Below are 12,600 nucleotides of genomic sequence, written 5' to 3'. Positions count from 1 at the left end.
GGCGGCAAATCTGAACCCTTGAGGGAGTGAGTTCGCTCACGAAAACAGCCTTACAGGCACCCAAAAAACAAAACCGAACACTCACCCGGACAACGACACATGAGCAAAACACTCCTCACCCTGGCCCTTTCTCTTGGCCTGTTCACCGGCATCACCCAGGCCGCCGACCAACCTTTGAAAGTCGGCACCACGGCCGCGTTCGCCATTCCGCTGGAAGCGGCCGTCGCTGAAGCCGACAAGCAGGGCCTGAAGGTCGAGCTGGTGGAATTCACCGACTGGATCGCGCCCAATGTCAGCCTCAATGCAGGCGACATCGACGTGAATTACTTCCAGCACATTCCTTTTCTGGAAAACGCCAAAGCCGCCTCGGGCTTCGATCTCGAGCCCTATGCACCCGGCATCATCAACAACGTCGGCCTGTATTCGAAGAAGTACAAAAGCTTCGATGAGCTGCCGACCGGCGCCACCGTGGCGATTGCCAACGACCCGATCAACAGCGGCCGGGGCCTGCAACTGCTGGCCAAGGCGGGGCTGATCACACTCAAGCCGGGCGTCGGCTACAAGGCGACCGAGGACGACATCACTGCCAATCCCAAGAAACTCAAGCTGATTCAGGTAGAAGCCGTGCAATTGGTGCGCGCTTACGACGACGCGGATCTGGTGCAGGGCTATCCGGCTTACATCCGTCTGGCGAAGACCTTTGACGCTGGCTCAGCGATTCTTTTCGACGGCCTGGATCATCCGGAATACGTGATTCAATTCGTCATCAAACCGGATCACAAGAACGATCCACGCCTGGCCAAATTCATCGACATTTATCAACACTCCCCGGTAGTTCGCGCTTCGCTGGACAAGGTCAACGGCTCGCTCTACCAGGTTGGCTGGAAGAACTGATCATGAATGCAACCGCGCAACGATCCCTGCCGCTGCATACCGATCTCCCGACGTCTGCCGAGCAGGCCGAGCTGCATCCGGGCAAACAGCGGGCGCATGTACGCTTCATCAACCTGGGCAAGGTCTACCAAGGCCAGCAAGGGCCTGTGCCTGCGTTGCAGGGCATCGATCTGGATATCCAGCGCGGTGAGGTATTCGGCATCATCGGCCGCAGCGGCGCGGGCAAGTCGTCGCTGATCCGCACCATTAATCGTCTGGAGCAACCCAGCAGCGGCCGCGTGCTGATCGATCAGGTAGACATCGGAGAATTCAACGAAGACCATTTGGTGACGCTTCGCCGACGCATCGGGATGATCTTCCAGCACTTCAATCTGATGTCGGCGAAAACCGTATGGCAGAACGTCGAGCTGCCGCTGAAAGTCGCGGGCGTTCCCAAAGCGCAACGTCAGCGCAAAGTCGCTGAGCTGCTTGAGCTGGTGGGCCTGGAAGGCAAGCACAAGGTCTACCCGGCGCAGCTGTCGGGTGGGCAGAAACAACGCGTGGGCATCGCCCGCGCGCTGGTGCATGACCCGGCTATTTTGCTGTGCGACGAGGCCACTTCGGCGCTCGACCCCGAAACCACTCAGTCAATCCTTGGCTTGCTGCGCGAGATCAATCAGCGCCTGGGCCTGACGATCATCCTCATCACCCATGAAATGGCGGTCATCCGAGAGATCTGCGACCGCGTCGTGGTCCTTGAAAAGGGTGAGATCGTCGAACAGGGGCCGGTCTGGCAGGTATTCGGCAATCCACAGCATGAGGTCAGCAAAACCCTGCTGGCGCCCCTGCAACATGCGCTGCCGGAAGATCTGCAAGCCCGCCTGCAAGCGCAGCCACCTCACCCGCACGCCAGCGTCGTGCTCGATCTGCAATTCACGGGCAGCGAGGGCAACGAACCTGATTTGTCTGCGCTGTTCAGTGCATTCGGCGGGCGAGTGACCCTGCTGCACGGCGGCGTAGAACGTATCCAGGGACGGGCGCTGGGTCACCTGCTGCTGGCGATCAGTCATTCGCCGCTGTCTCTGGAAGAATTGATCAACCGCGCCCGCAAACAGGCGCAGCACGCGGAGGTACTGGGTTATGTGGGTTGATCGTCTCTGGCAGGGCGTCATCGACACGTTCCTGATGGTGGGTGTGTCATCGTTGATCGCGCTGCTGCTGGGCATTCCGCTGGCTGTGATTCTGGTTACCAGCGGCAAGGGCGGCATCTTCGAGGCGCCCCATATCAATCGGGTGCTGGGCGCCTTCGTCAATATCTTCCGGTCGGTGCCTTTCCTGATTCTGATGGTCGCGCTAATCCCCTTCACGCGGCTGATCGTCGGAACCACTTATGGCGTGTGGGCCGCCGTCGTGCCCCTGACCATCGCCTCGACACCGTTCTTTGCCCGCATCGCGGAAGTCAGCTTGCGCGAAGTCGACCACGGCCTGATCGAAGCGGCACAAGCGATGGGCTGCCGTCGCTGGCATATCGTCTGGCATGTCCTGCTTCCTGAAGCACTGCCAGGAATCGTCGGCGGCTTCACCATCACGCTGGTGACCATGATCAACTCCTCGGCCATGGCGGGCGCTATCGGCGCAGGCGGCCTGGGCGACATCGCTTATCGCTATGGTTATCAGCGTTTCGACACCCAAGTGATGCTGACCGTGATCGTGCTGCTGGTGGCGCTGGTCGCCGTCATCCAACTGGGCGGCGATCGACTGGCGTTACGGCTGAATAAGCGTTAAACCGGGGAAGTCCTCCCTTCAGGACTGGCTTTAGCCGGGAAAGCGCCAGGTGTCACGCTGCAGGATTGATGACGTCAGCACAGGCCTCTTCCCGGCTGAAGCCGGGCCTACGACGGGATGCATTTCGGTAGGACTGGCTTTAGCCAGGAAAGCGCCAGGTTTCACGCCGCAGCATTGATGACGTCAGCACAGGCCTCTTCCCGGCTGAAGCCGGTCCTACGATGGGATGCATTTCGGTAGGACTGGCTTTAGCCAGGAAAGCGTCAGGTGTCACGCTGCAGGATTGATGGCGTCAGCACAGGCCTCTTCCCGGCTGAAGCCGGTCCTACGACGGGATGGATTTCGGTAGGACTGGCTTTAGCCAGGAAAGCGTCAAGTGTCTTGATGGCGTCAGCACAGGCCTCTTCCCGGCTGAAGCCGGTCCTACAGGATATGCGCGGTCCGCAAGGAGATTGCGGCTCGTGAGCGGGGTATATTGGCAGCCTTATTCGCCCAGATACTCGCCCCATGAAACTTGACCCAGAAGACCTCGCTCAGATCACGGCCACTACACTCGGCAACTACAACGATGTCGCCGAAGGTTTTCGCGAAGGCACACGCGATCACGACGTCAGCCAGAACATCGATGCATTACTGCGCAATATTCAGGGTTCGCCACCGTTCCAGATTCTCGATTTCGGCTGCGGACCGGGGCGTGATCTGCAGACATTTGCGGCTATGGGCCACATACCCACCGGCCTTGACGGCTCCGACCGCTTCGCTGAGATGGCGCGTGTCGACAGCGGCTGCGAAGTACTGCACCAAAACTTCCTGGAGCTGAACCTCCCCGCCGAACGCTTCGACGGAATCTTCGCCAATGCCTCGCTGTTCCACGTACCACGTCAGGAATTGCCTCGGGTGCTGCGGGAATTGCGAGCCGCACTCAAGCCCGGGGGCGTGCTGTTCAGCTCTAATCCGCGGGGCAACAATCAAGAAGGCTGGAAGGGCGAAAGATACGGCGCCTTTCATAGCGCTGAAGCCTGGAGCGAACTCATGACCGAGGCGGGATTCGTCGAGGTCGAGCATTACTACCGTCCAGCAGGGCTGCCGAGGGAGCAGCAGCCCTGGCTGGCGAGTGTGTGGCGCAAGGGTTGAAGCCGCGGTCCGGCAGAGAGCCATGCGGTCAGAGGGCTCAACCGTGGCTGCCAGCGTAAACAAACACGTTCACTCATTCGCAAGGAGTCCGTGACTGTCATTTCTGACAGTATCCCGTGCCGTCTACCGCGCGCACACTAAACCCGCGCCGTTGGCGTCAGCCCGGATGCTGGATGAGCATGGGCTGTCAATAATGATGAGCAAGGGAATGACCATGGACAATATTCTGATAAATGGCGACTTCGGTACCGGCAAACTAACGCCGTGGACAAGTGCTTCCGGCGAGGAGACCTGGGAGATCAAGCCGGAGGGCGCGGGTTACTACATCCAACTGACGAAGGCAGCCGATCTGACTCAGATCACGCCTGAGGGCAGCTACAAACCCACTGTTCTGACATTCGAGGTCCGGGCGGGCCAAACCGTGAGACCCGGCGATTACGTGATGTTCAGTTATTCGGCTGTCGTCACCACGGCGGAGGGAGCAGCGGGGCACGGCGACTTGGGCGGAGCAACCGAGAAGTGGCAGACAGTGACGCTCAACATCCCCCACACGCCGTCCCCTGCCACTACAGTGACCGTGCAGGTGAATACCGCTTCCGATCCTGAAAAACTAGGCGGTCAGCCAGGGCAGGTGCATTTCAGGAATTTCCGAGTCGTTTGACCGCACCCCGTTGTCCGAAGTACGAAGCGGAAGCGGCACGTTATCGCTTTCGCTTCATCTGCCTGTTCAATGCGCGGGTGAAGACGCGCCGTCGTCCGAGTCGCCAGTAAGGTGATTATCTTCCTGTTTGCTTTGCTGATGCTTGCGTCGCTCCTCGTCAGTCGGCTCTTTGATCTTGTACCAGGCCACATAGAGCGCGGGCAGGAACAGCAGTGTCAGAAGCGTGGCGATGATGATGCCACCGATCATCGCGTACGCCATCGGGCCCCAGAACACTTCGCGGGCGATGGGGATCATGCCCAGGCTTGCCGCCGCAGCGGTCAGCAGAATGGGTCGGCGACGGTGCTCGGTGGCCTCGGCGACCGCATCCCAGGGCAGATACCCCGCAACTTCGTATTCATGAATCTGTGTCACCAGAATCACCGAGTTACGAATGATGATCCCGATCAGCGCCAGCACCCCGAGGATGGCCACAAAACCCAGCGGCGTGCCCGTTGGAACCAGCGCCAGCACAACACCGATCAAGCCCAGCGGCGCGACACTGGCGACGAGAAACATCTTCTGCACGCTGTGCAGTTGAATCATCAAAAAAGTCGCCATGAGGAAGATCATCAGCGGGACGACTTTGGCAATCGGACCCTGAGCCTTGCCGCTCTCTTCCACCGTGCCGCCTGTGGCGATCTTGTAGCCCACCGGCAAACCGGCCGCGAATTTGTCGATCTCAGGTTTGAGCTCTTTGACCAGATCGGTCGGCTGCATCTCATCCCGTACCGCCGCCTTGATCGTGATCGTCGGCTTACGATCGCGACGCCATACCAGTGGCTGCTCCAGCTCGTAACGGACATTGGCGAAGGCGAGCAGCGGAATCGACGTGCCCTGTGGCGTGACGATCTGTAGGTTTTGCAGGGTTTCCGGCGAGCCGCGCTCCGAGTCGACGGCCCGACCCACCACGTTGATCAGGTAGATATCATCGCGTACCTGAGTCACCGATGAGCCTGTGACGATGCTGTTCATGAGCTGCGCAACGTCTTCGGACGACAGCCCGAGCTGCCGCGCCTTGTCCTGGTTGATATCGATGCGCAGCACCTTGCCCGGCTCGTTCCAGTCGTAAATCATCTCGCCGATGTGCTGGTTCTGATCCAGCAGCGTGGCGAGCTCGATGGCATGCTGGCGCACTTTGTCGATGTTTTCCCCGCTGACCCGGTACTGAATCGGACGCCCGACCGGCGGCCCCATCTCCAACGGCTGAACGTAGGTGCCAATGCCGACGAACTCATCCCTCAGCCGCTTGTTGAGGCGCGCCATCAACGCGCCGCGCGCTTCCAGGTCCTTGCTGACGATCACCAACTGCGCGTAGTACGGGTTTTCCAGTTGTTGATCGAGCGGCAGATAAAACCGCACGGCGCCCTGACCAATGTAGGTGCTCCAGCGCACGATATCCGGATCGTCCTTGAGGGAAGCCTCCAGCTTGTCCACCGCCCTGCGCGTTTCGTTGATCGAAGCGTTCTGCGGCAGGTTCAGGTCCACCAGAATCTCGGGACGGTCCGACGACGGGAAGAACTGGTTCTGCACGAACCGCATACAGAACAAGGCCGTCGCAAACAGCGCGATGGTGATGATGATGGTCAGCCAGCGATTGCGCATGGCCCAGAACATCGACCCGTTGAAAGCCCGGGCGATGCGGCCCGGCTTGGCATGCTCGTCTTTTTTCTTCACCTTTTCGCTGAGGATGTGCACGCCGATCACTGGCGCGAACAGCACCGCGACGACCCAGGACACCAGCATGGCAACGGCAATAACGGCGAACAGTGTGAAGGTGTATTCGCCCGCCGAACTTGCGTTGAGGCCGATGGGCACAAAACCTGCGACCGTCACCAGCGTGCCGGTGAGCATTGGAAACGCAGTGGAGGTGTAAGCGAAGGTCGCCGCCTGCTCTTTGCTGTCGCCCAGCTCCAGACGCGAGACCATCATCTCCACGGTGATCATGGCGTCATCCACCAGCAGCCCCAGCGCAATGATCAGCGCGCCCAGCGAGATCCGTTGCATCGTGATGCCGCTGTACTCCATGAACACGAAGACCATCGCCAGCACCAGAGGGATCGAGCAGGCCACCACGAGCCCGGCGCGCATGCCCAGGCTGATGAAGCTCACGATCAGCACGATCACGACCGCTTCAAACAGCGCACTGGTGAAGCCGCCTACCGCTTTCTCGACCACCTGTGCCTGATCCGAGACGTTGTGGACGCCCACGCCAATGGGCAAGTCGGCCGTGGCCGCATCCATGCGCTCGTGCAGCTGTTTGCCGAATTCCTGAACGTTGCCGCCCTTCTTCATGGCGATGGCCAGACCGATCGCCGGCTTGCCATCGAAACGGAACAATGGCTTGGGCGGGTCAACGTAGCCGCGCGTGATCTCGGCGATATCGCTCAGGCGGTAGAACCGGTCGTTGAGGCGCAGATTGACCGTCTCCAGGTCCTTTTCCGAAGCGAACTGTCCGGAGGTGCGCACCGAAATCCGTTCAGGCCCGGCCTCGATAACGCCTGCTGGCGTGACGGTGTTCTGCGACTGAAGGCTTTGCACGACTTGCCGTTGGTCCAGCCCCAGCGCCGCGAGTTTGCGCGTGGAAAAATTGAGGTACAGCACCTCGTCCTGCTGGCCGATCATCTCGACCTTGCCCAGTCCGGGCACGTCGCGGATCTGCACGCGCACTTCTTCAACGTAATCGCGTAACTGGCGAAGCGTCAGGCCATCAGCCGTGAAGGCGTAGATCGAGCCGTAGACGTCCCCGAACTCGTCGTTGAACGCCGGCCCTTGCAGCCCCTGTGGGAACGTGCCGCGAATGTCGTCGATCTTCTTGCGCACCTGGTACCAGATATCCGGAATCGCGCCCGCGCTGGTGGTGTCGCGCAGGTAGACGAAAACCGTGGACTCGCCGGGGCGGGTATAACTCTTCACGTAATCGAGGGAATCGAGCTCTTCGAGCTTTTTCTCGATGCGGTCAGTGACCTGCTCCAGGGTTTCATCCACCGTAGCGCCCGGCCAGCGGGTCTGGATGACCATGGTTTTGATGGTGAACGAAGGGTCCTCCTCGCGACCGAGGTTCATGTAGGAAAACACGCCCATCAGTAGACCGACGAACATCAGGTACCAGACGAAGGATTGATGCTTGAGCGCCCAATCGGAGAGGTTGAACGTCCCTTTCATCGCGGGCTTTCCTTATCGACTTTGACTTTCTGCCCCGGCTTGAGGCTGTTTACCCCGGCAGTGACGACCAGATCACCGCCCTTCACGCCACCTGCCAGCACCACACTGCCGCTGGCGCGGCTGACGACATTGGCCGGGCGCGGCGAAACGGTCTGGTTCTGCTGGTCGATGACCCAGATCTGCGTCTTGCCATCAACCTCTTGCAGCGCCGTGTCGGGCAACTGAATGCGAGGCTCAATCGCCGAGCTGAGGGTGACGCTGATCGCCGTGCCCAAGCGAAAGGACGGCGGCGTGTCGGCCAGCTTCAGTCGAGCGCGACGGGTGCGCGTCGTGCTTTCTGCCTGCGGCTCGAGCTCTCGCACGGTGGCGGTGGTGTTGATGTCCGGCTCAAGCTGACTGGCGACCTTGAACACGACGTCCTTGGGCAGTTGATCGGCAAGCTGTGCAGGCAGGTCGATCACGGCCTCCTTGATGTCAGGCCGCGCGAGGGTCACGACCTGCTCGCCGGCGCTGACCACCTGGCCGGCTTCGACCTTCCACTCGGTCACCACCGCATCGTGGTCGGTCCGCAATTCGCTGTAGCTCAACTGGTCCTTGGCCTGTTGCAAAGCGGCTTTGGCTTGATCGTAAGAAGACTGAGTGGTCTTCAGATCCGTGACCGCGACATCGAGCGCGGCCTGCGCGCCCACGCCCCGATCAAACAGTTCCTGCTGCCGCCGGGCATTGGCCTGCGAGTTGATCAACTGCGCCTCGACCCGCGCCAGATCGCCCTGGGTGGAGCGCACCTGGTTCTGCTGATCGGTCGGATCGAGCACGGCGAGCATGTCGCCCTTTTTGACCTGTGCGCCGACATCGACGCTGCGCTGAGCAATGCGACCGGAAACCCGGAAACCCAGCGTGCTCTCGTAGCGTGCGGCGATATTGCCAGCGAAGCGCCCGAGGCTTTCTTCGGCTTGGGGTTTGACCTCCACGAACAGCACGGGACGCACGGGCTCGGGCGGCGGCTCTTCCTTGCTGCAGGCGCCCAGTAACAAACCACTCAGGAGGATCCCCGAAAGTCGCTTCATTGCGGCGCTCCCGTCAGGTCCTTGTAGACATCGGCCAGTTCGACCTGCATGTCCGGGTGCAGCAACTGGTTACCGGCAACGACCACTTTCTCTCCGTTTTTCAGACCGTCCACGATGATCACTTTGCCTGTCAGATAACGCCCGACCGTGACCGTCCGCAGGCTCACCTTGTTCTGCTCATCCACCACCCAGACCGCTGGCTGCCCGAGGTGATCGCCAAGGCCCTTGGTCAACGCTGACCACGGCAGCTCGACACTCGCCTTGGCCGGCACGCTCAAGGCAGCACTGACCACCGAACCCAGCTCCATGCCAGGCGGCAGCGACGACAGCGCGATCTTCACCTGCAGCGTGCCAGTCTGTGCCGATACCGCAGGCGTGACTTCACGCACCTTCCCGGTGGCTTTGATTTTCGGGTTATCTAGCAAGGTGACTTCGACCGGCTGGTCGGTTGGCGGGTTGACGAAGAGGGATTCGTACACATTGAACACAGCATCACGCTCGCCGTCGCGGGCCAGACTGAAAATCGGCATGGTCGCCTGAACCACCTGCCCGACCTCGGCCTGCCGCGCCGTGACGATGCCCGGTGCATCGGCGATCAACGCGGTGTATCCCAGCTGCTCGCGGGCGTTTGCCAACTGGGCCTGGGCCGCCCGCAACGCGCTCTGGCTGCTGCGCAGGGCAGCCTGGGCCGAATCGTATTCGCTGCGGCTGGTGTAGCCCTTGGGCAGCAGTTTTTCCTGACGCACGAATGCAGCGGCGGTCTGTTTCACGCGGGCCTGCTCGGCGGCTTCGGCGGCAATGGCCGAGTCGACGTTGGTCTGCAGGTCTTTGGGGTCGAGCCTGGCGAGCACCTGTTTGGCCGAGATTCTGTCGCCGACATCGACCGAGCGCTGAATGATCTTGCCGCCGACGCGGAACGAAAGCTGAGTCTGCACGCGCGCCTGAATGTCGCCCGTGAGGGCAACATCGGCAGCGAATTCGGCCGTTTTGACTTCTTGCGCCTGCACGCGCGGACGAACGGGCTCCTTGGGTTTTTCCTTGCCGCAGCCGGGCAGCACAGCCACGCACAGGCCGAGCGCCAGCGCAGCCAGGCTGGAATGAATTACCGAGGGTTGAGCGGGCATGCAGACTCCTTGTGCCAATGCCGTTGCATACAGTCATCGGCACCCCTTTCATGCTTGGGTCTGCGCCGCGATGATCATGCGACTATGAGCGTAGATCAGGGTTCCTTACGCCGCTAAACTGCGCAGATCCTCCTGCCTGCACACAGCAAGGAATGCTCGATGCTCACCACCCTCGCCGTCGCCAACTACCGATCAATCAACACGCTGGTTGTTCCGTTGCAACGACTGAATCTCATCACGGGGCCCAACGGCAGCGGCAAATCCAACCTGTATCGAGCGTTACGGCTGCTGGCGGAGACCGCACAAGGCGGCGTCATCAATGCGCTGGCCCGGGAAGGCGGCCTGAAATCGACCTTCTGGGCTGGGCCGGAAAACATCAGCCGGCGCATGCGCAATGGCGAAGTGGATATTCAGGGAGGTCCGCGCAAGGAGGTCGTGCGCTTGCGGCTGGGGTTCGCTGCCGAGGACTTCAGTTACGCCATTTCGCTGGGCCTGCCCCCACCGCCAGCGGCACCGACGGCCTTTGCACTGGACCCGGAGATCAAGCGTGAATGCATCTGGGCAGGTCCCGTGTATCGTCCGGCAAGCCTGCTGGTCGACCGGGCCGGCCCCATGATCCGGGCCCGCGAGGGACGCAGTTGGGATGTGCTGGCGCAACACACGCCAACGTTTGACAGCCTGTTCGACCAAGTGGGCAACCTTCGCTCGTCGCCGGAAGTGCTGCAGTTGCGCGAAAACATTCGCGGCTGGCGATTTTATGATCACTTTCGCAGCGACGCCGATGCGCCCGCTCGCAAGGCTCAATTGGGCACGCGGACGCCCGTTCTGCATCACGACGGGCGCGATCTGGCGGCCGCGTTGCAAACCATCCGGGAAATCGGCGAGCCCGAGGCGCTCGACGCCGCCATCAGCGACGCCTTCCCCGGCGCACGCATACACATCAACGCTCAAGGCGGCGGGCTGTTCGCGCTTGAGTTTCATCAACACGGATTGCTGCGCCCGTTGTCAGCGGCAGAATTGTCGGACGGCACGCTGCGCTATCTGTTGCTGATCGCTGCGCTGCTCACGCCCCGACCGCCCACCATGATGGTGCTCAACGAACCCGAGACCAGCCTGCACCCGGATCTGCTGCCCGCTTTGGCGAGGCTGATCATGCGCGCATCCCACAGCTGTCAGGTCTGGGTCGTCTCCCACGCCAACCGGCTCATCGCCGCATTGGAACAAGATCCTGAGTGCAACTGCATCGTGCTTGAAAAGGACCTGGGCCAGACCGGCATTGTGGGCCAGGGCAGGCTGGATGAACCGGCGTGGCACTGGCCGGATTGAACATCGCGGGATCTTCCACCGAGATCGCGGTGGCAGCACCGTTCGGCGATACACCCTAAAACCCGCAGGAGCGAGCTTGCTCGCGAAGACTGATGCCGGTTCGCTGCGGCTCCCACGGCATGCACCGGCCTCTTCCCGGCTAAAGCCGGTCCTACAAACGCCGCAAGCTTTTCGTTGTACCGGCTTTAACCGGCCCTACAAACGCCGCAAGCTTTTCGTTGCACCGGCTTTAACCGGCCCTACAGACGCTGCGAGTTTTTCGTAGGACCGGCTTTAGCCGGGAAGGCGGTGGGTCAGGCGATGAATTTATCGCAGCATGACCGGACGTTTCGTGAGCAAGCTCATCCCAAGGTTGATCCCGAGATCAATGGCCTGCATCAGCTACCCGCCCCGCCGTGGGCCTCTTCGAAGAAGAAATCTTTCCAGCTGTCGGCCTTGTTCTTCAGCACGCCGATTTCATGCAGCTTCTCGGCATAGATGAAGGTGCGTTGCGGCACGACGGTGAAGTCGATTTCCGGGTCGTTGACGATCTTCTCCACGAGCGGCAATGGCAACTTGGATTTCTCGACCTCGATGTAGGTCTTCGCCGCTGCGTTTTTGTCGGCCTTGATGATCTTTTCGGCCTCAGCCAAAGCGTCATAGAACGCTTTATAGGTTTTCGGGTTCTCGTCGTGGAATTTCTGTGTGGTGTAAAGGACGTTGAACGTCGCCTGGCCGCCCAGCACGTCGTACGAACTCAGCACTTTATGCACGTTCGGGTTTTCCAGTTCCTGATACTGGAACGGCGGGCTGGAGAAGTGCGCGCTGATCTCGGAACCGCCCGCGATCAACGCCGAGGTGGCGTCAGGGTGCGGCAGGCTCACGGAGATGTTGTCGAATTTCTTGTAATTGTCGTTACCGAACAGCTTGGCGGTTTCGATCTGCAGGGTACGCGACTGGAAGCCCACGCCCGCTGCCGGCACAGCGATGCGATCCTTGTCGGTGAAGTCCTGGACCGTCTTCACGTTCGGATTGTTGCTCAGCAGATAGTTCGGCATCGAACCCAGCGAGGCGATGGCCTTGACGTTCTGTTTGCCCTTGGTGCGGTCCCAGATGGTCAGCATCGGCGGCACGCCTGCCGATACCACATCCAGCGCGCCAGCCAGCAGCGCTTCGTTCATTGCCGTTGCGCCGGAGATGCTGTTCCAGTCGACCTTGATGTCCAGGCCCTGCTCTTTGCCATGCTTCTCGATCAGCTTCTGCTGCTGCACGACATCGAGGATCAGGTAGCCGATACCGAATTGCTGGGCGATGCTGATCTTGCCTTCAGCGTGCGCGCCGCTGCTCAACAGTGCGCCGAACAGACCGACCGTGGCTGCCAGTGCGGTGAGCACTGGACGTTTGTTTGAAGTCCCCATGAATTCCTCACAATGAAAGCGAAAGTGTT

At 60.7% G+C, this 12,600-nt stretch carries 10 protein-coding genes; 6 read left to right on the top strand and 4 right to left on the bottom strand.

The window, feature by feature from the left end:
* Window positions 1-99: 99 nt before the first annotated feature.
* From AAGQ88_RS01035 to AAGQ88_RS01015, 5 genes are all read left to right on the top strand, one after another.
* On the top strand, window positions 100-894 hold the full coding sequence (locus AAGQ88_RS01035) for a MetQ/NlpA family ABC transporter substrate-binding protein (RefSeq protein ID WP_285423597.1): 795 nt from the start codon (window positions 100-102) through the stop codon (window positions 892-894).
* 2 nt (window positions 895-896) lie between these two features.
* Window positions 897-2,024 (top strand): ATP-binding cassette domain-containing protein, encoded by a 1,128-nt coding sequence (locus AAGQ88_RS01030; protein ID WP_342654212.1) that lies wholly within the window; start codon window positions 897-899, stop codon window positions 2,022-2,024.
* A complete protein-coding gene (locus AAGQ88_RS01025; protein WP_285423599.1) occupies window positions 2,014-2,658 on the top strand; it encodes a methionine ABC transporter permease in 645 nt (214 codons plus the stop codon). Before AAGQ88_RS01030 ends, AAGQ88_RS01025 begins: the two co-directional genes overlap by 11 nt.
* Before the next feature lie 507 nt (window positions 2,659-3,165).
* Entirely contained in the window at window positions 3,166-3,792 is a 627-nt protein-coding gene (locus AAGQ88_RS01020) for a methyltransferase domain-containing protein (protein WP_342654211.1), read from the top strand.
* Window positions 3,793-4,006: 214 nt separating this feature from the next.
* Window positions 4,007-4,453, top strand: a complete 447-nt coding sequence (locus AAGQ88_RS01015; protein WP_342654210.1) for a hypothetical protein — start codon at window positions 4,007-4,009, stop codon at window positions 4,451-4,453.
* A gap of 66 nt (window positions 4,454-4,519) precedes the next feature.
* On the opposite strand, the gene AAGQ88_RS01010 is transcribed toward AAGQ88_RS01015, so the two are convergent.
* The 3 genes from AAGQ88_RS01010 to AAGQ88_RS01000 are packed head-to-tail and all read right to left on the bottom strand — an operon-like array spanning window position 4,520 to window position 9,848.
* Window positions 4,520-7,657, bottom strand: coding sequence for an efflux RND transporter permease subunit (locus AAGQ88_RS01010; protein WP_285423602.1), 3,138 nt, complete (start codon window positions 7,655-7,657; stop codon window positions 4,520-4,522).
* A complete protein-coding gene (locus AAGQ88_RS01005; RefSeq protein WP_342654209.1) occupies window positions 7,654-8,724 on the bottom strand; it encodes an efflux RND transporter periplasmic adaptor subunit in 1,071 nt (356 codons plus the stop codon). Before AAGQ88_RS01005 ends, AAGQ88_RS01010 begins: the two co-directional genes overlap by 4 nt.
* Entirely contained in the window at window positions 8,721-9,848 is a 1,128-nt protein-coding gene (locus tag AAGQ88_RS01000) for an efflux RND transporter periplasmic adaptor subunit (RefSeq protein ID WP_342654208.1), read from the bottom strand. Before AAGQ88_RS01000 ends, AAGQ88_RS01005 begins: the two co-directional genes overlap by 4 nt.
* A gap of 159 nt (window positions 9,849-10,007) precedes the next feature.
* Here AAGQ88_RS01000 and AAGQ88_RS00995 point away from each other — a divergent pair, with 159 nt between their 5' ends.
* Window positions 10,008-11,174, top strand: coding sequence for an AAA family ATPase (locus tag AAGQ88_RS00995; protein WP_285423605.1), 1,167 nt, complete (start codon window positions 10,008-10,010; stop codon window positions 11,172-11,174).
* Window positions 11,175-11,551: 377 nt separating this feature from the next.
* Here AAGQ88_RS00995 and AAGQ88_RS00990 read toward each other — a convergent pair whose 3' ends face one another.
* Window positions 11,552-12,571, bottom strand: coding sequence for an ABC transporter substrate-binding protein (locus tag AAGQ88_RS00990; RefSeq protein WP_342654207.1), 1,020 nt, complete (start codon window positions 12,569-12,571; stop codon window positions 11,552-11,554).
* Between the last annotated feature and the right edge of the window lie 29 nt (window positions 12,572-12,600).

Source organism: Pseudomonas sp. F3-2 (assembly GCF_038804275.1).
In the GTDB taxonomy this organism is placed as follows: domain Bacteria; phylum Pseudomonadota; class Gammaproteobacteria; order Pseudomonadales; family Pseudomonadaceae; genus Aquipseudomonas.
This window is presented reverse-complemented; position numbering and strand designations above follow the sequence as displayed.